The 20,514-nt window shown below is 41.8% G+C and carries 12 protein-coding genes and 2 pseudogenes; 7 read left to right on the forward strand and 7 right to left on the reverse strand.

Annotated elements, in window-relative coordinates:
- Nucleotides 1-283 precede the first annotated feature (283 nt).
- From HWQ37_RS11505 to vnfD, 7 genes and pseudogenes are all read right to left on the reverse strand, one after another.
- Nucleotides 284-2,959, reverse strand: a complete 2,676-nt coding sequence (locus HWQ37_RS11505; protein ID WP_292747157.1) for an alkaline phosphatase family protein — start codon at nt 2,957-2,959, stop codon at nt 284-286.
- A gap of 517 nt (nt 2,960-3,476) precedes the next feature.
- Nucleotides 3,477-3,731, reverse strand: a complete 255-nt coding sequence (locus HWQ37_RS11510; protein ID WP_292747159.1) for a SemiSWEET transporter — start codon at nt 3,729-3,731, stop codon at nt 3,477-3,479.
- A 330-nt stretch (nt 3,732-4,061) separates the two neighbouring features.
- Complete coding sequence (locus HWQ37_RS11515) at nt 4,062-5,342, reverse strand: glycosyltransferase (protein ID WP_292747162.1); 1,281 nt, start codon at nt 5,340-5,342, stop codon at nt 4,062-4,064.
- Nucleotides 5,343-5,833: 491 nt separating this feature from the next.
- Nucleotides 5,834-8,992, reverse strand: a complete 3,159-nt coding sequence (locus HWQ37_RS11520) for an esterase-like activity of phytase family protein (RefSeq protein ID WP_292747225.1) — start codon at nt 8,990-8,992, stop codon at nt 5,834-5,836.
- 237 nt (nt 8,993-9,229) lie between these two features.
- Nucleotides 9,230-10,453, reverse strand: a pseudogene (locus tag HWQ37_RS34605) (alkaline phosphatase PhoX); the annotation flags it as partial.
- A gap of 551 nt (nt 10,454-11,004) precedes the next feature.
- Nucleotides 11,005-11,418: a hypothetical protein gene (locus tag HWQ37_RS11525; RefSeq protein ID WP_292747165.1), complete on the reverse strand. Its 414-nt coding sequence runs from the start codon at nt 11,416-11,418 to the stop codon at nt 11,005-11,007.
- Nucleotides 11,419-11,506: 88 nt separating this feature from the next.
- Entirely contained in the window at nt 11,507-13,639 is a 2,133-nt protein-coding gene (gene vnfD / locus HWQ37_RS11530) for a nitrogenase vanadium-iron protein, alpha chain (protein ID WP_292747168.1), read from the reverse strand.
- A gap of 1,038 nt (nt 13,640-14,677) precedes the next feature.
- Here vnfD and nifH point away from each other — a divergent pair.
- The 7 genes and pseudogenes from nifH (at nt 14,678) to HWQ37_RS11565 (ending at nt 20,426) form a co-directional block, all read left to right on the forward strand.
- The gene (nifH, locus tag HWQ37_RS11535; protein ID WP_292747171.1) at nt 14,678-15,505 is read left to right on the forward strand and encodes a nitrogenase iron protein; all 828 of its coding nucleotides are present in this window, start codon (nt 14,678-14,680) and stop codon (nt 15,503-15,505) included.
- Nucleotides 15,506-15,671: 166 nt separating this feature from the next.
- Entirely contained in the window at nt 15,672-16,058 is a 387-nt protein-coding gene (locus HWQ37_RS11540; RefSeq protein WP_292747174.1) for a hypothetical protein, read from the forward strand.
- 436 nt (nt 16,059-16,494) lie between these two features.
- Nucleotides 16,495-17,697, forward strand: a complete 1,203-nt coding sequence (locus HWQ37_RS11545) for a substrate-binding domain-containing protein (RefSeq protein WP_465249689.1) — start codon at nt 16,495-16,497, stop codon at nt 17,695-17,697.
- A 141-nt stretch (nt 17,698-17,838) separates the two neighbouring features.
- Nucleotides 17,839-18,957, forward strand: a complete 1,119-nt coding sequence (gene nifV, locus HWQ37_RS11550; protein ID WP_292747180.1) for a homocitrate synthase — start codon at nt 17,839-17,841, stop codon at nt 18,955-18,957.
- Between the two features lie 198 nt (nt 18,958-19,155).
- Nucleotides 19,156-19,284, forward strand: a pseudogene (locus HWQ37_RS11555) (CopG family transcriptional regulator); the annotation flags it as partial.
- A 185-nt stretch (nt 19,285-19,469) separates the two neighbouring features.
- Nucleotides 19,470-19,634, forward strand: coding sequence for a hypothetical protein (locus tag HWQ37_RS11560; protein ID WP_292747183.1), 165 nt, complete (start codon nt 19,470-19,472; stop codon nt 19,632-19,634).
- 81 nt (nt 19,635-19,715) lie between these two features.
- Nucleotides 19,716-20,426 (forward strand): 2OG-Fe(II) oxygenase, encoded by a 711-nt coding sequence (locus HWQ37_RS11565; protein WP_292747185.1) that lies wholly within the window; start codon nt 19,716-19,718, stop codon nt 20,424-20,426.
- Nucleotides 20,427-20,514: the final 88 nt, after the last annotated feature.

The following is a 20,514-nucleotide window of genomic DNA, read 5'->3' on the forward strand; positions in this document are numbered from 1 at the left end:
AAAATTGTAATAACTGGAAATTACACTTTTCTTATCTAGTCTAACTTCCACATAAAATCATTCCCAAGTTTCTTCTGGTTATTCCATCAAGTTAACTCATCCCATGCAGGGGGCAGGGGGCAGGGAGAATATGCAGTATTGGGTTGGACTCCAGCGAAACGACAATAGGGTGAGCATTATAATGCCCACCCCACAATAACGAACTATTTGCTGTAATCTACGTAATTGAAAACCGCCGTTTTAAATGATAGTTATTTCTGCCAAGCTGCACTAGTCGAACAGACTAAGCCACAACACTAGCAGAGAAAACGAAGTCATTTGCAGTCAGGTTAGTTGAGGTAATTTGTAGTAATGAAGCCAACTCTGTATTTCCGATTTTTACGATAGTGTCAGCACCCTGTTGCAATAAGGTTAAGGCGCTAAATTGAGTGACACCAATCCCGCCCAGCCCGATTTTATCAATACCGATCGCAAAATCAGTCACAATATTCTTGCTAGTTGGCAGACTGGCGTTAGCAATCCAGAACTGGTCAGCACCAGCACCACCACTCAGACTATTACTACCCTTTTGACTAGCAAATAACACATCATCACCATCGCCACCAAACAGCGAGTCATTCACACCGGAGAAGAGTTTATCATCACCAGAACCACCATACAGACGGTTATTGCTACCTTCACTTTTGAGGGTATCATTGCCCGAACCACCGAAAGATAATTGACGAGAACCTTCAACTACTGTCAGCTTATCAGCGCCCGCGCCTCCAAACAAATTATTACTACCATTGGCTTCGACTACGGTAACTTCATCATTACCATTGCCACCATCAGCACTAGTATTGTTAGCAGGACTATTTGCACCAATCAAAACTTGGTCGTTACCGTCTCCTGTGGACACTAAAGAGTCACTGCCGACTACCACCGTGTCATCACCGTTCCCAGTTTGGATTGTGTTACCTTTAGTACCTTGTACAAAGTCTGCCCCGTCACCTGTAAATAGAGTTTGATTTGGCTTGGGGGTGACATCATCGCTACTGGTAGAACCAAATTGAAGGTCTAGTGTTGTTAGTCCAACAGTGCGACCATCAAACCCTGCGGCTGTAAAGTAGTGAGTATTGCCTACACTTTGAGAATCCAGAATTGTTGCTTGACCATTAGTAGTTTCTTCTGAAGTTAAGACTTCTTTAGTGGAGGGAACTATATCCGGGCCTCCCACCAGTGCTTCTGTAATGGCACGACCTTTTAAATCGCCATTACTGGGAATGTTTAACCCCAGAATCCGAGCAAGTGTAGGCGTTACATCGGCATTACTAACTGGCGCATAGTCCACATAGCCTTGTTTAAAGTCAGGGCCAATAGCCTCCATATTATTGAAGGTGTCACCTCGCCCAAAGCTGCCATGCATTCCCTGCCCTTGCTGTAATGTTGTATCAGCAATCTCTACTTGCGCTTGAGGGTTGTTTGGGTTATTTGGGTCAGTGCTAAAGGTTTTGAAGTTGATCACAATCGATGGAACTGGTGTTTTAGCATCACCTTTTAGCCCGATCGCACTCAGAGGTAAAGCACCTGGGATGTTTCCATAGGCATCATCTACAAAAATACCACTGATGTAGTCTTTCTGTGCGAGCAAATTCACTACCTGTTTAGCTAAATCAGCATTGCCATTGGGCAGATAAATTAAGTCAGAACCACCATTTGCAGCGACAACAATCTTTGTACCTAAGTCAAGTTTGCCATTAATTACCTCACCTGTACCACCAATTACACCATTCCCAGAAATAGGACGTTGACCTTTTGTAGCATCAACAATCGCATACTGGATGTGGTTGAGGTCTGGGGGAAGGGTTGTCGGGTTAGGATCATATAGAGGTAGATTGAGATCGTGAGCCAAATCAATTGCCACAAAACCTGCTGGTAAAAATCCCGGATTTACACCTGCATAAGTTTGGGTGGCAGCATAACTTGTAGTTTTTGTACCTTGACTATCAATAGCTTGTTTGCTGATGGTAGAAAAACCGTGGTCGGAAGTCACAAAGACATCAGTAGTCTTGTCTAAGCCTGTACTCTTGAGATAATCAAGAAGTTGCTTTAAGTTATCATCAGCATTTTTCACCCCAGCTTTGGAAGTAGGGCCATTGATACCTGGTGTCAAGGTGTTTAAGCTATCACCTTGATTGTGTTGACTACCATCGGGATCTCTTGACCAGTAGACCAATGCAAATGGTTTACCGTCTTCTTGAAACTTGGGTAAAATTACCTTGGTTGTGGCATCTGCAAAGTATTTTTGTTGAGCCACATTAGCATCTAGAGTGCCAGGAGTTGTATTAGTACCAGCTGGTTGGACTCGCGGTGTCGGTTTTACATCTAAACCGGCGGCTTGTAAGCGAGTAACAATATCTGGATCGAGGGGAACAGCAGCAGGTGAACCGGCGGCTGTAGTTGGTGGTGTTGCACCATTTGTACTATCATCAATAATGATTGTATCGGGAGTAGGAATAGTACCTGTAGTACCGCCTTCTCGGTTAACTTGTGTGACATCTTGGATGGCAACAGGCCCTAATTTACCAACTGCTGCTGTGTTGAAACCCTGCGATCGCGCATAAGCTAAGAGTGACTCTTCATCTAAAAAGTTGTTACCGGGAAACTTTTCATCAATATCGCCTAGAACAGAATCATTTTCGATGAATGGGGTAACGCTACCGTTGGCATTAGCACTGGGAAAACCAGTGTAGATAGTGTTGCTAAAGTCACCTGTATCACCAAGATAATGCCCTGTGGCGATCGCCGAAGCATTGGGGGTGGTAAACGTCGGAAACAGTGAATGACTATTGGCGAAACTAACTCCCTGTTGACGAATACTATATAAAGTTGGGGTATCAATGGGATTTACAGAACCGTTCCGCAATCCATCTGCAACAAAAATAATGACATTTCTACCGTTGCCGTTTGTATCAGCCATGCCGACTACTCCTTAAGTATTATGAGCTACGCCTACGCAGCAATTGTGTGTCTATAAATTGAGCGATTAATTACACTCAACCCAAGCAAAAATTATTGGCTACAGAAACCTAAGTAATATTTGGTAACAAAATGCTTGGTGTCCACACAAGTCAGTGCAGACAATTAAATGAACTTAACTTTGGTTACGTCTCAAAAGATAGTTGTTCAATGTTTAAGGAAAGTTATAAACAAGTTAAGATTTGGGGTAAAAAGTAGAAAGAGCTTTAGAGGATGTTTGCAAATCTACGATTTGCTGGGGGTCTTAAACCCGGTTATTCAGACGCGACGCTCGTTCCTAGCTCTAAGCGAAGCCATGCCGTTGGCGCAGCCTCTCGTAGAGAAGGCTTTACGCTGCGCTACCCGCTTTTTCGGTCAAAATTCATTCTGAATTCTGACTCCTGAATTCTGACTCCTGAATTCTGTTCGATAATTTCTACTTTGACCAGAACTTTATCTGTTTTTGCAACACAACCACTTTATCTATATCTAATTTTAAGCCTTAGAATAATCAAGTTAAAAATTAACGTCACGCTGTTAGCAAGAATAATTGGTAAGGATTGTAAATAAATTCCATAAATTAACCACAAAAAAGTACCACTTATGAAAGTAATTAGCGTAACCAAAGAAACATCTTTTGCTGATTTCCTTTGCCATATTTTAAACATCTGTGGCAAAAAAGAGATTGTGTTTAATATGGCGGCAACTAATCCTAAAATTGTTATAAAATCCATACGATGCAACGATATTATAGTGTTTGCTAATAAACTAAGGTATACCTAAATCTTTTCTAATCAAAATAAGCAGCTTTTAAAGCGTACCTCACCAAGTCAGTAACTGCCAGAATAATATACAGAATTTTTATCCTCAACAACTTTTTGGAATACAACCATCGAAATCCGGTTAGGTGTATTGAAGCGTAGGTATTACAGCAAAAAAATGGCGTTGCTGAATGGAAATAATTTCTATCACGCAGAGACGCAGAGTCCCAGAGAGTAAGAGTTGAGAATACTTGATCTTTGAATTTCATTTTCAAATTCAGCAACGCCAAAAAAATAATTTTATTATCGAGTTTGAACTAAAACGGGCTTAGTAGCAGGAACTACTTGCTCGATAATATCAGCAGCTCGACTGACTCCCCCTGCGCTCTGAATGGCTTTTTGTAATCTAACTGCATTCTGTTTGTAAGAGTTTTCTGTCAACACCCGCTTAATTACTTGTCGTAGCCTGGGGACACTCAAGTGAGCTAAGAGTATCATCTCGCCAGCCCCCGCCCAAGCCAGACGTGCTGCTGTTCCTGGCTGATCGTTGGTAATTGGAATACCTACCATTGGTACACCATTACTCAAAGACTCCAAAACAGTATTTGGACCAGCATGAGTAATAGTGAGAGTCGCTTTTTGAAGCAATTCCAACTGGGGTGCATATTCTACAACTAAGGGAGAACCGGGTAATTTTCCTAGTGACTCTGGACTAGTTGAACCACCCAAAGAGATTACCAATTGTACGTCTAATCCTTCACAAGCCTTAGCAATACATTGAAAAATCCCTGGCAGACGATTTTGTATAGTACCCATAGAGGCATAAATTAGCGGTTGTCCAGTTAACTGTTCATAAGGAAAAGGGACAGGTTCCCGACTGCTTGGATTATGATATGGTCCGGTGTAATACAAGCACTGGGGTAACTCCTGCCTGGGGAAGTCAAGCTCGGCAGGTAGTTGAATCAACTGGGCTAGTTGGGAGTATTGATCGTTGGGATGAGAGTAAGGGGACAATTTCCACCTTTGGCGATACTCATTCAACAGCTGGTGGATAGGTAGCTCAAGGCGGTTAAATAAATAATAAGCTCCTTGGTTACGTAGACGCGCCCACGGGCTTGGGCTGTAGTTCCAAGATGTAAAAAAAGGAGGAACCCCTTCTTCTTGGTTAGGGAGCAAGCAGCCACCACTAGAAATGAAGGGAATATCTAAGTAATCTGCAATAGTCCCTCCCCCTGGCGAAAGCTGATCTACTATCAGTGCTTCTATACCTGCTTGTTTAACTGCTGCTGGACCTTGTTGGAGTAACATAGCTGCTGATTGTTGTACTAGATAGACGGTGTACTTTAAAGCAGCCAACCCACTCAGTTTCCCCAACTTTGCCAATGATTCTTTTCTCATACCGCCAGTAAACTCAGAGCCACCAATTTCCCTGAATTCCAATCCGGCTGCCAATGTTTTGGATTGAGCGTCAGTAATTCCTAATACAGTAACGCGATGACCGCGTTGTTTTAGTTCACGACCTAAAGTGGTCATGGGGTTGAGATGACCAGTGGCTGCGGGGCAGATGATGCCAAAATGAGTCATGTAGCAATCCTTGTATTACGTGCAATATAGGAATCTGACTTAGAACGTGAAGAAAATACGGGAACTATTTTTCTCTACTTTTCTATCTTTATTTTTGCCAAAGATTTTGAAACAAAAAACTTTGTATCCCCTTATAAAGGATGGTATAAAATTATTAAAAATACATTATTTTTAAGTAAACAAATAATTAAATTTATAACTAAAATTTAGACTAAACTCCAGTTATAAATAAAATTTAGACTAAACTCCAGGCGAAGAAAATAACACTGAGAAAAACTTAGGGAAAAGCTTTAGATATTGAATTTGTATAATTAGGGCGGGCAAGATGCGCACTACACAAGAGGTTTACTTAATTTTATTATTCAATTTAGATATTTTTCAGCTTATAAATAGATATAAAAAGCGAGGAAGTATTACTCCCTCGCTTGAGCAAAATTGCTACAGCTTAACTAATGAATGAATGTTGAATCTAAGCTGTAATTATTTTTTGGCTAAAGGATACTAGCAGAAAAAACGAAATCATTGCTTGTAAGGCTAGTTGATGTAATTCCCAACAATGAAGCCAACTCTGTATTTCCAATTTTCACGATAGTGTCACGACCCTGTTGCAACAGTGTTAAAGCACTAAACTGAGTAACACCAATTCCACCCAGCCCGATTTTATCAATGCCGATCGCAAAATCAGTCACAATACTCTTGCTAGTTGGCAGACTGGCGTTAGCAATCCAGAACTGGTCAACACCAGTACCACCACTGAGGCTATTACTACCCTGTTGACTAGCAAATAACACATCATCACCATCGCCACCAGACAGGGAATCATTGAGATTAGAGAAAAGTTTATCGTCGCCGGAACCACCGTAAAGACGGTTATTGCTACCGCCACTGCTAAGGGTATCATTACCTGAGCCACCGAATAATGATTGGCGAGAACCTTCAATTACTGAGAGATTATCATCACCTGCCGCCCCAAGTAAATTATTACTTCCACTGGCTTCCACTACGGTAATAACATCATTCCCGTTGCCACCATCAGCAGTAGTATTTTGAACGGGGCCGTTTTGACCAAGAAATATCTGATCGTTACCCTCTCCTGTGGACACTGAAGAGTCGCTACCGACTACCACCGTGTCTTCACCGTTTCCCGTTTGGATTATATTACTTTTAGTACCCTCTACAAAATCTGCTCCGTCACCTGTGGATAAGGTTTGATTGGGCTGAACGGTAATATCATCGCTGGTAGTGGAGCCAAAATTAATTTCTTCAGCTTGAGGTTGACCTAAACCAGGAGCAAGGTTAAGGGGCTTCTCTAACTTCAGTTGGAGAATCTCATTGTTGTCTATGACTGGATTTTGAGGATCGTTCCCAGGGCGACCTGTAGAAAAGGGATAATTGTTGTCATTAGCGACCAAAATGGTATTTTTGTCAACAACTAGAACATTTTCAATGGTTTGGAATGGGAAATCGAAGGTAGTTTTGCCATCTCCATTTAGATCGTTGGGGTCTTGGATGTTTAACAAGTCTGCAACTTCTTCTTTAGCGACATAGCCATTAGAATCTGTTTTAGACAAATCTATTTTGTAGATCCTCTTAAATTTAGCTGCATCCCCTTGATTGTTATCCCGTTCAATGACTAGGTATTCATTATCATTAATGACTGCTAAATCCCCGATAGAATTTGATGGATTATCCAATCTGTAGTTCAGCTTTTTATCAGTGTACTTGTGGCTGGCTAAATCAAATTCGTTAATCCGCAAAGCGCCAGGAGTATCGCCTTGAACCGTACCTTCTAATAAGAAATAAAGCTTAGTTTTGCTGGCGTTAATTGCTCCACCCTCAAAACCTTTGGAACTACCCAAATTAGCAAAGGCATCTCCTGAAAGCACATCGGGGTTTTGTGGCGATCGCACCACATTATACTGAGGATCATCTCTGAGTTTATCCCGTACTTTATCCGCGATATCTGGGAAATCACTAAATAGCGCATCTACTCCTAATTGATAGAACTGCTGAATTTCTAGCTCTAGCTTACCTTTGTAATCTGCTGCTAAATATTGATCTTCGGCGCGGAAGGTGTAAGGATGAACCTGCAACCCAGCGTTGTGAGCATCTTGAATTAAGGTAGTGGGAGGTAATGTTGTCTTATCAGCATCATTGACTGCTCCATCGCCATTGACATCATCAGCTTTGCCATCACCATTAGCATCAGTACCTTTGACGCTAACAATCATCCGTTTCCAAGGGCCAATACCATCAGCATAAGTGGCAACTTCAGCCAAACCTTCGGGTGTTCGCAAGTCGCCATAAGTACGAGTGTCACCACTTACCTTCAGGTCATAAGGCTGACTTTCGATAATCTTGCCGTTAATATCAATGTCACTAGCATCTAAAAGCTGGATAAGTGGAATATCCACCCCTGCCGCCGGCATGATAGTATCATGCAGTTCTTTGAGATTACTCACTTCAAAGGACTGGATAAAGATGCGAGTAGGGTCAGTAAAGTTATTTGCCTTCAGCGCATCAATTAGTAACTGACTGATGTTTCTGTTAGCTTTGTCTGTGGTTCCCACATAAGTGGCTTCATTGGCCAAATAGGTCGGGTGCTTAGTTTCAGGATAGATACCAATCTTTTTACCTGTCTCGGCTTCGACTTCCTTAACCAAATTGATGATTTCCGTAAAGGTCGGAATTTCAAATTGATCGTCAAAGGAATGATCTCGGAAAGGTAGACGTTCTTCAGCGCGTAAAGTCTTGATTTCAGCTAAAGTGAAGTCTTCAGCAAACCAACCTGTAATTGTGTTTCCATCTAAACTTACTGTTTTTTTGCGATCGGCAAACTCTGGATGTTTGTAAACATCTGTGGTTGTGTTGCTGAAATTGACAGTACCATCAGCGTTCAAAACTGCTAAAGCTGGTTCATGGCGAGCAATTAACACACCATCTTTTGTCACAACCAAGTCAGGCTCAATAAAGTCAGCGCCGCGCTCAATTGCTTGTTTATAAGACTCTAAAGTATGCTCTGGACGATAGCCACTTGCACCTCTGTGACCAATAACTTTAGGTGCTTCTCCATCTAAAGTTTTGAATTGGTCGGGTGTCGCAATGGGAGCCTCTAATAATTTACCAGTGGCATCAAAATGCAGCAGGTAAGGGCCAAACTCGTCTCCAATCCAGATTGTCCCATCTTTATCAAAGACAAATGACTCTACATCAAAGTCTGCACCAGTCAGTAATCTGTCGTTAGTTCCCTCATTCACAATTTGGAAAGGAACTTTGTTGTTAGGGTCAGATAGTTGGATGTAATCTAAAACTTTAACGCTTCCGTCTCCATTCTCTGTTCCCTTAAAACTTGGGTCTAGACGATTTATCCGTAGTAGAAAATCTGCACTATTGTCTTTGCTGCCGTAACCGTTATCTGAGAGGAAGTACAAAGAGTTACTATTAGCAAATTGAACACCGCTAAAGCCCTGTATTGGCTGTCCGGGGAAAGGCCCAGTTCTGCCATTGGCTGAAATTTCTGCACCAGAAGCGGGCCCATCACTAAAGGTATCAGCAGGTAATGAGGCAAAACCAACTAATTCAACTTGAGGTACTGGTGTTGCAAGTAGAAGTTGACCGCCGCGACTGTGTTCGCCATTGAGTACATTCAACTGGTTGGGATCTACGCCATTGACTACACCGCTAGCTTGGACATCAAATAGGTAGGAACTGCGATCTAGTTGAGGATTAGAAGCGGCTTCGATAATCCCAGAGCTTTCCCAAGAACCAAAACTACTATTAAAGGCAGTACCTTGGGCATTTTGGTCAACTTCAAACAGAGGTTTAACAGTATCGCTAGCAATATCGTAAGACCAAACGCGATCGTTACGCTCCTGGGCATCGATGATTTCTCCACCGCGACCTGCTGTATCTTCTTGGAGTAAGAGTTTGCCATTTTGGTCAACAGTTACGTTGTCGTAGCTTACTCCTGTATTTGGGCCACCAGTTAGTACCAATTCAAAGTTGCTAATCTCTGCTGTTGGGTCACTTGCGTTCAGGCTGAAGCGATAAGCCTTACCGTAAGGATTTTCAAAAGTGCCATTAGCTAGTTGATCTTCGGTTCCAGTGGTGACAAAGTAGAAAGTACCTGGATTGTTTGGGTCTTCGGTTATATCTTCAATACGACGGAAGTTTGTGGAACGTAACACTCCATTGTCGCTACCATTTACCCAATCACTCAGAGGTTTACCGGCATTAAGTAACTCGTCGTCTGCACGGTCTTCTGTACCTTTAGTATTATAAACTGCTGACCGATCGACCTTAGTCCAGGTAGCTTTTACCTTTGTTCCTTCGGCGACAGTTTCATTGTCATAACCTGTTACCTTCAAGACGTACAAATCTCCGTCTTTCAAGCCATTGGGGTCTTCGGCTGTCTGATTCCCAACGAACAGATACAGTTCGCCATCACCATTATCTTCGGTTGATAATAGTACTGTTTTACCTGAATTGGTGGCGCGATATTGAGATGCTGCTAGTACGTTTTCTTTGGCAAAGCGACCCAAACCATCTATAGATTGAGCTGTACCATCAGTTGTTACTGCCCAACCTAAACTATCAGCATTCTGCTCATCGGCGGTAAAGAATATTGGCCCGCCTTCAAAGCCATAGGTTGCTAAGTAGGCTGAACAGAATCGGCCAAAGTTAATACCTGTTTGTGTGACAGCATCAGATGTAACTGTAATCTTGCCTAATTCATTACCTTTACTATCAACCGCTTTCTCTATTAGGTCTTTACCACCTACTAGCTTCCAGTTTTTGTCAAATTGCAATAGCGAAATTCTACCACCTGTAATTTGTCCAGAAATTGTGCTGGAAAAATCTGTTTTAGTAGTGTCGCTCAATTCATGGTTGACAAATACATAATAAGCATCGTCAGTTTCATAAATGCCTAGACCGTCAGGGATGCCTGTAAAAGCATACTTTTCACTACCACTGGGGACAAAGGAACCAAATTCACCCTTTAGTAATGGGATTTCATCGCCAACTGTCAGTAGTTGATTTAGTCTGTAATTCGATCCATCAAGTGCCTTAACATAGGCAGAAGCCGTTGTTCTTCCGTTCTCAATTGCCATAATTTAGAATGTTTTTTGGGTATTTGGATTTAGATGCATCACAAACTATTCCAGTTCTCTAATTACATCGCTTTAGCAAAAATCACATTCTCACTCTATAAGCTGGAATTAGAGAAGTATTTCAGAATTACAAAAGCATAGTTAAGTCCATTCACATTTTGCCATTAGTTCCGAAAACATATTTACAAACAACGTCTTTTATCAGAGTGATTTAAAACTGTAATGCTCGTAAAATGTTAACTACTAATCTGTGTTATCGAGTAAGAGTGTGCCACTAAATTCTGAGTTTAAGTTTGTCGATAGTAGTTATGAGAGAACTTAACCTTGGAAAATATGTTTACATTTAAAGATTAAGAAAAGGATAAGTGAAACGAAACAAATGATTAAAATACGTCTAAATAAAAATAATTTTTGTTAATTTTTTTGAAAAAATAGCACGGTTAATATATAGCAATCCTAAATGAGTCGTGAAAATCTCTGATTCCTCCTCTGCGTTCTCTGCACCTCTGCGGTTAATTTATTTGTATCCCCTCAAAATTTCGGGGTAGAAATTATTCTGTTATCCATGAGCAACCAAAGGAATTAAAAGAAGATTTCTCTCGAATAATAGCTCCCAAAGATGGAATATGACCGATTTGAGAAATACGGTCACGTATGTATTCAAAAAAATTCAACTCAAGGGAAGTGAAAGCTGTTTGTTGAGGAAGTAATTTGAGTTGATAACTCCATTTGCTTGGCAGGTTGAAATTTATATCTGGTTTGCCTTGTTCTCCCTTCAGTCGATTGTTTTCGTCTCGTAGTTTTTGGTTTTCTTCTTCTAACTCTTTGATTTTTGAACTGAGTTGTTCTACCAGGTTCAATAATAATTCTATGGTTTGACGCAGTGACTCGTCTGCAATCTCTTTTGGGTCGATAGATTGCAGTAATGCCGACATTGATTTCTCTAAGGATGCTGTGTGCGTCATGCCTTATATTCTACGACGCAAGCTGTACCAATGTTCCTTCTTATTTTTCTCCTTACCCCAACTTACTGAGCGGATACCTGAATTCTTACTATGAATCTTGTCCCTCGACAATTTCTTTTTGGATAAAACTAATTTGTGCAGCTAATTCTTGCCGAGTAGAAGCTTTGAATAGATATCGGAAAACAAACCAGATTAAGTAACCAATTCCAGTCAACTCGAAAGCTAGATTTAACTGAGGAATTTCATTTATTACATCTAATACAGCTAGAATTATTTTAACTGCTATAGTCGCTGTAATAATTGTAGCAAAACAAATAATTGGCATCTGGTATTCAGTGGAAAAGCTACCTAAGTATTTAGGTAATTGCTCTAAAAACGCAGAGAATTTACCGCCAATTGGCTGCCATTGAGGTAAGGGTTGATTATCAGGTATTAGCGATGGTTGAGGTTCAAATTTTGAACTTTCAACTGCTGCGATTGTTTCGGTAGATGTAATATCAATAGATTTCGATTGTTGTACTTCGTTCTCCCGATATAATGGTTTATCAGCAGGTATTAGCAATGGTTGAGGTTCAAATTTTGAATTTTCAACTGCTGCGATTGGTTCGGTAGATGTAATATCAATAGATTTCAATTGTTGTACTTCGTTCTCCTGAAGTAATGGTTGATTATCAGGTATTAGCAATGGTTGAGTATCAAATTTTGAACTTTCAACTGCTGCGTAGTTTACCGCCGTAGGCATCGGTTCAGAGGATGTAATATCAACAGATTTCGATTGTTGTACTTTACTCTCTTTAAATTTCCTCTTTTCTTCAGGGATAACAGTTTTCATTTGCTCACCACGGATGTCATCTTTAGCGAGTTTCATCAGAGGGGAATAAATGGCATTATACATATCCCTTGCCATATTCACCGCACCTTTAAAACCCATATAAGGGCCATTGTGGTAGCCATGACCATTCACATAAGGCAAATGCAACTTCTTCACCAATGCACCCACCCGTGGTCCAGTCAAAACCAAATCCGGCTTGACCATCTCCAGCACTTCAAAGAACTCAAGTTCATTGCCATCATCAATATAGATAGTCCCTTCTTCACCTCTGGCAATTACCTTTTCAAAATCCTCTTGGTGTCCAAACTTCGACGACATCGCCACCACTTTCATCCCCAAATCGTCTTCCAGAGCCTTTGTCCAGTGCCACAAACGTGGGCCACCAGTCCAAATACAGACTTTTTTACCACTCAAGCGCTCTTTGTACCACTCAAGCTTCGATTCATATTTAGCGACTTCTTCCGCAATCACCGCTTCGGCTCTATCTTCAATTCCAAAGAAAGCCCCGATTTTGCGTAACCCTTCCTTAGCATAGTCAAAGCCCCAAGTATCCACATCAATCCGGGGAATGCCGTATTTTTTCTTCAACTCATTGGCAATATATCCCGCAGACCGCGCACAGTTGGTAACATTCAACTGCGCTCTGTGCATTCCACGCAATGAGTCATAAGTACCATTCCCAGTAAAATGGGCGATAATTTGCACACCCATTTTTTCCATGTACTTTTCAAGGACAAAGGTATCTCCTTGAATGTTGTAGTCACCAATCACATTGATAGTATATGGGCTGGTAATTTCCGGCTCATAAGTTCCTACTTTATCAGTCATCCACCCCATGTTAAAAACGTGGTGTCCTTTGGATTGACTCACCCCAGCAAAACCCGGACACTCCACAGTGAAGATATCGACATCACCCAGTTCTTTTTCGACTTCTTTGACTACAGGCTTAATATCATCGCCAATCAAAGCAGTAGAGCAGGTGGTGTACACCATCATCCGCTTAATGTCAGGAAATTCTGCAAAGGCTTCCAGCATCGCCTTTTTGAGCAGCTTTTCACCACCGAAGACAACATGCTGTTCCTTCATGTCCGATGACCAGACATATTTAAGTTGGAAGTTGCCATTGTCGCTAGGATAGCGTTTGGTGTGCCATGTATCATAGGCACAGCCTACAGGCCCATGTATCAACTGGATAGTATCCTTGAGAACACCACCAATTACTAGCTTTGCACCACAATAGCTGCATCCGCGTTCAGATAATGAGCCGGGAATGGTTTCGACGTGGGCGCTAGGGAGAAACTGGGTTGTATCTTCTCCTTTCTCTTTAATATATATGTGCTTCTCCCGTTCGGGGATAGTTTCGTCGCACTTAAACAACTTCATTGGCATGGCTGATTGCTCCAGTTGCAATTTAGAAGAAGACAGACTCTTCTAATATGTAATTTTTGTCAGAAACTTGTTGGAGTTCCTTGATTTCAAAATCCTATCAACCTTTCTAATTAATAATAGTAAAGCTGATAACAATAACGCAAATTAATATTGCAAAATAGTCATAAAGTCAGTTTAGAATATACAGTTCTGTCTAGATTTAAAGCAAACGTAATCCTTTTATATATAACACTTTTGCTAATTTAAATAGACAGACTATTCTAACTATATATAACGGCGTTAATGATTTAATTGCTTTCCTGATTCTAGATACCTCAATTGGATAAATCGGTGATAATTGCTCAAATCAAAACAATAGTAAAAACACAATTTTTTGCTTTTAAGCTTTCTAGCTGATGAGTAATTGTAACCACGAATACTGTTTGTAAATTAATTTCTCAGCGCAAGTAAATTGGCCAGATGTATGATATTCTTGATTTATAGGGAATCTAATACCAGAACAAAAACTCCTTAGATTCCTTTGAAGTGAGTATCAGACCAGCCTCATCAGTTATTGGTGACGGCATAACGTTAATCGAAGTGGAGCAAAATCGCCTAAAAATCGGTTTTTCGTTTGGCGAAGCCATTGCCATAGCTTAGGCTGGACTGATTTTTTTATGTATCTTCTTTGCAGCCAAAATAATGCTTGTCTTGCTGTGATGAAGTAAAAATTTCTCATGCACCTGCCGTATATTTGGAAGTTTTTTGAATTTTTGGTGACAGGATTGGAACTAATTTTTAGCACCCTTGTTGTATCTCGCATCCCACTAATATTTACTGCCATATCTGTAAAAAGCTATTTAACTTTTAGCAGATAACTGCAAGATTTATAGTGCTGAATAGACAGCTAATCTCCACTATCTAACAGCATTAATGCAGCCACAAACTGGGTAGTAAATACTTTCAAAAACTACAACTCCAATTTGATTCAATACTCTGCTTGATTACACCATAATCTTGGAGCCGAATCAACAAGTCTGCGCCATTACTGAGGTTTTTATGCGGAAGATTGCTATTTATGGAAGAGGGGGAGTTGGCAAGTCCACAACGACTCAAAATGTAGTGGCTGGACTGACTGATATGAGTCGTAAGGTAATGGTTGTAGGGTGTGACTCGAAAGCAGACTCCACTCGGCTCCTTTTAGGGGGATTCCACCAAAAGATTGTACTTGATACGTTGCGTAAAGAAGAAGATGATGATGTGAATTTAGAAGACTTCCGCCAGGAGGGATGGGGGAAGACGCTGTGTGTGGAATCGGGTGGGCCGGAACCTGGTGTGGGATGTGCAGGTAGAGGCATTCTGACATCAATTGGGTTGCTGGAACAACTTGGTGCTTATGATGATGCAGTTAGACTTGATTATACATTTTATGATGGTTTGGGTGACGTGGTATGCGGTGGATTTGTCATGCCCATTCGTGAACGCAAAGCTCAAGAAATTTACATTGTCACTTCTGGGGAAATGATGGCGATGTACACCGCTAATAACATCTGCCGAAGCATTCAAAAGTATGCTCCTATAGGCGGTATACGTCTGGGAGGATTGATTTGTAATTCTCGCAAAGTCGATCAGGAAGATGATTTGATCAAATCTCTGGCAGATAAACTGGGGACTCAAATGATCTACTCCATACCCAGAGACAATATGGTGCAGCGAGCAGAGTTTCACCGCAAGACGGTGATTGAGTATGCTCCTGAGTGTGAACAGGCGCAGCACTATCGCAATTTGGCAACGGCAATTGACCAAAATACAGATTTTGTCACTCCGAAATTTATGTCTAGCGATCGCTTAGAGGAACTGCTGGTAAAGTTTGGGTTGTTTGGCTAGGACGATGCAGTAGGGGTTATCCCTCATACAAAGTGTCTGGAGCAATTGGCGATCTCTGACTCGAAAAAGCAGAAAAAACTGCGTAAACTTCTTGCGACCATTTGAGAAATCGGCGTTTTGAACCACGCCCAAATTCATCTACCTCATTGAAGGAGCAGAACTCATTATGTTGACCGAAGAGGTTTTAGTCCAAAAATTTACTACCGTAGTCAAGGGACGCTGTGCCAAAGTAGGTGAGTTGCTCCAGTACTGCCATGTCGAACTCGTAAACTCTTACTGGGGTTGTCCTCCAAAACTTATACAACATTTTGTTGTTTATTATCCTAATATGTTGTTTGCCTCAATTAATGCCTACAAAGACGTTTTTAGAGGCGTTGCCCAAGATTTGGGGATATGTGAGGCTGTTTGCATAAATGCCACACGCATTATCCGCGATCGCGCCTCAAGGTTGAAGGAAAAGAACCCGATCTTATGGTTGGAACTCCAGTGGGTGGCAGTACCAACTAAAAAAGGTAATTGGCATCTAGATCAGGATTTACCGCACTTGGACTAAGTTTTCTGTTGGTGATGTAGGCATCGCCTTTTGATTTTACGTAAATGAATAAACGAACCGCATAGACGCGGAGCCGCTTCCCGCAGGGTAGGACACAAAGGACACAAAGGAAAGAGGGTTTTAGAGAGTTATTGCGTAAGTCCTAATATCTGCTAACCAAGGCGATGCCTACGGCGGCAAGCTACGCTAAATCACTAAAATAGTATCCAAAGTGCAAGTATTCTAGCAAGATGTATGTTATGCTTGCAGCAAATAAGCAAAATTGTCAAAACATCAACATGTCTGACAACAAAAACGGCGACACTAGAAAACCTTACTATTGACTCAACAAATTTAAGTTTATCTGCTGCGGCTTTTTCTAACGGAGAGATACAGCCTCATGAAACTGGATGTGAATCTTTGCAATAACCTGAAGTCAATAAGAACTCGCTTAGGCATGAGTCAACAAGAATTAGCTAATATAGCTGGCGTAACTCGTCAGAGTATTGGTGGTGTGGAATTGGGACAATATGCTCCCTCTGTTGCTATGTCACTACGTTTAGCTAAGGCACTTGGTTGCCAAGTCGAGGACTTATTCTGGTTTGAGGAAGATTTACCAGAAGTTGAGGCAATTCTTGCGGGATCAGCTCCTAAGCAACAGCAATCACGAGTTAGTCTAGCGCGGGTTGGGGATCAATGGATAGCTTATCCCCTCGTTGGGAATGATGCTTTTCGGATCGAAATGATTCCAGCTGATGGTGAAACAGTTGCGGTGAGTCACCCCATTGTAGAGACTGGGGAATCCGTAAGGGTGAAAGAGTTTCCCAGCATTAGCAAATTACCATCAGCGTCAGAGGTAGCTAGTAACGAACGTCATTCGGAGGGTGAAGCACAGAGCCAGAATGGTACAAATAAAGTCCAGGTTCGGCTTCTGGATGATATAGACAAACTGCACAATACAGTTGTGATTGCTGGTTGTACACCTGTGCTTTCCCTCTTGGCAAGAGCAACTGAACGTTGGCATCCGCAACTGCGAATTCATTATCGTTTCGCCCACAGCAAGGCTGCATTGCGTAGTCTGTGCCGAGGTGAAATTCATATTGCAGGGATGCACTTATACGATGCTGACACTGGGGAACATAACATCCCCTTTGTGCGGAAAGCCTTAACAGGTAAGAGTGCAATTTTGATTACCCTTGGAGTTTGGGAAGAAGGTTTGTTAGTCCCACCAGGAAACCCGATGGGAGTTAAAACAGTTTCCGACTTAGTAGAATTTGGAGCAACTATTGTTACCCATGAAGTAGGTTCTGGTAGTCGGATGCTTTTAGAACGGAAACTCCAAGAAGATGGAGTGCCATTGCACAAAGTTAAAGGATCTGATCGTATCGTTCACAGCCATCAAGATGTTGCCTTATCTGTAGTCTCAGGAATCGCTGATGCAGGTATCAGTACGGCATCTATAGCTGCTGCCTTTGGATTGGGATTTGTCCCACTTCATCGGGCGCGATATGACTTGGTGATTATTAAATCATACTTGGAAGAAGAACCAGTAAAGCAGTTTCTTAGTATCTTGGGACATCAGCTAGTGCGATCGCAATTAGAGATTCTCGGCGGCTATGACACTAGCAATATTGGGGAAGTTGTAGCAAATATTTCATAATTCGTAATTATTAACCGACGGCTAAGGAATATGTCTTTTACTTTCCACAACTCAAGTTAGCTGCTCTGTCTTTCAATTACGAATTACTCAAGTAAATCAAAATTACCCAACAAGTTGGCTGGTATGAATCATCACTTCACTATGAACAAACATCCCGTTCAGATTAACGATACAACCTTGCGAGATGGTGAACAAGCGGCGGGTGTAGCTTTTAACGTTGAAGAAAAAATTGCGATCGCTACTTTTCTGGATGCTATTGGTGTTCCAGAACTGGAAATTGGCGTTCCAGCAATGGGGCAAGAAGAAGCAGAGTCGATCCGAGCGATCGCTAATCTGGGATTAAATGCCCAATTACTTGGCTGGAACCGTGCTAAATTGTCCGATATCCAGGCATCTATAGATTGTGGTTTGGAACGGGTGCATATTTCCGTTCCTGTATCGGAAATTCAGATTGCCGCCAAGTTTGGGGGTAAGCAGCAGGTAATGCTGGATCTTCTGCGGGATGCAATTAATTTTGCCTGCGATCGCGGTTTATCTGTATCTGTTGGCGGAGAAGATTCTTCTAGAGCCGATCCATCTTTTCTATTGGATGTGGCGTATTATGCTCAAGAGTTGGGAGCTTTCCGGTTTCGCTTTTGTGACACTGTAGGAATACTTGACCCTCTAAACACTTACAGCAAAGTTCGCTCCCTTGTGCATCATCTATTCATTCCCATAGAAATGCACACGCATAATGATTTTGGACTGGCAATGGCCAACTCCCTAGCTGGTATTGAAGCAGGAGCGCGATCGGTCAACACTACGGTAAATGGGATTGGCGAACGCGCAGGTAATGCGGCGCTGGAAGAAATGGTGATGGCACTGAAACACCTCTACGGCATTCCAACGGGTATTAATACAAAACGGTTGCTGGAACTATCACGGTTAGTTGCGAAAGCTGCCAATTGGCCAGTTCCTCCCTGGAAAGCGATCGTGGGTGAAAATACTTTTGCACACGAGTCGGGCATTCATGCTCATGGTGTGTTGCAAAATCCTGGTACTTACGAACCGTTTGCACCGGAAGATGTTGGTTGGGAACGTCGCTTAGTAGTAGGCAAACATTCCGGTCGGCATCTGATATTCAGTGTGTTGCAAGAACACGGAATCACACTCAGTCAGCCAGAAATTCAATCAGTGCTGGATGCTGTAAAGCATGAGTCAGTAAAAGTTAAGCGCAGTCTCACTGTTGAAGAACTCCTGAGTTTTGTTCCCCAAAGGTAAACGCACACATCTACCAAAACATTAAGTTGCATTGTGCTTTTACCTGTTAAAACCTAAGTACATCAGCTTGTAAGCTTTCAGTCAGTTTGACCACAAATCAAAAGTGAACTTGGTTAAGAAAGCATCACAATTCCGTCTCTGATTATCCCAATTATTGTACCAACTGCTAGAATATTACCAATTATGTTGGTAATAAGGATGCCGAGAAAAGAGCAAGGATGGATCACTTTTCAATTGTCTCCCGAAGAACGGCAACTTCTAGAGCAGTACTGCAAGCAGTTCCAACGCACTAAGACTGATGTTTTGCGCTCACTATTGCGTAGTCTCCAAGGACAATTACTCAAACAACAGGGGAAGCAGTTTGATCCTGGGGAGGTTGATCTGGATTTATTTTGAGTAGTGCTGAAGAACCGCTATCTGTAAAGCGAGTTGTCTTGCACCTAAACAAATTTGCAATGAGGTTGGTAATCCCTCTGAAATTGTAAAAAAGCGTTCAAGTTCAAAAGTTGACTATGACAAATCCTACAAAATTATTGCGATCGCGTGAAATTCCTTTCAATTACGAAATTGATGGGAATGACTCTCAATACGGTTTGGTTAAGGCAAGAGACGCGATAAATCGCCGTCTCTACAATAATCTTCTGTGGCTTGAGCAAAGCTTTTTGGTGCAGAGGTAAATCGATTGTTGATGCTTCAATGCCATTTGATGTCCAGGGTAATCATGATTGGTTAATTTTAGTAAAGCATTTTTTTCTACCATGCTTAATTTTGAGTCTATTCGTGCCACAGCAATGCAAAAAGTCCCATACAATTGGGCTTTGATCAAAAACCTGCTTTCACCAGAAGCAAGCTTAGAACTAACTGCGAGTTTTCCCCACGAAGAGTTTCGCCTGTCGGAGGGAGAGGGATATGGATATTCTTGGGGAAAGATGCTTGCCACTAGCGAGGATATTTCCTTGATGCTCAAATCTAGCGATAATCGCTGGCGAGAACGGATGGCACAAGGCAGACTTACTTATGACTTGAGACACCTGAGTAAAGTCTGGCGACAGTTGATAGAAGGACTGTGGACAGATTCTTACCGCAAAGCTTTAGCCGAAATGTCTGGGTTGGAACTAAAAGACTGTGTAATGGATATTGGATTTCGCCGATATCAATTAGGACAGTTGCATCACCCTCATACAGACGAGCCGAACAAAGTTTTAACTCATCTGCTATTTTTCAATCAACAATGGTCTGTAGACTGGGGAGGCTGTTTGCGAATTCTCAAAGACTCCCAGCCGGAATCTGTCTTCCAAGATATTCTACCCCTGAGCGATTCCTCAGTTGCGATCGCACGTTCTGACAATTCTTGGCATACGGTAACTCCCCTTACTTGCCCTGCATCTGAGTATCGGCTAGCCTTACGAGTTGCTTTTTTTCGGAACGATCTAATTTCAGATTTCGGAGAAACCCAGCTAGCTGCATAGCAATTAAGTATTTTCTCTCTAATTTTGTCAGAAAATCAGCCTCCTGATTTTCTAGTTCTTCCTTTTCCTGATTAATCGTAAAAAAGCG

It is taken from the genome of Nostoc sp. NMS4 (genome assembly GCF_017115095.1).
In the GTDB taxonomy this organism is placed as follows: domain Bacteria; phylum Cyanobacteriota; class Cyanobacteriia; order Cyanobacteriales; family Nostocaceae; genus Nostoc.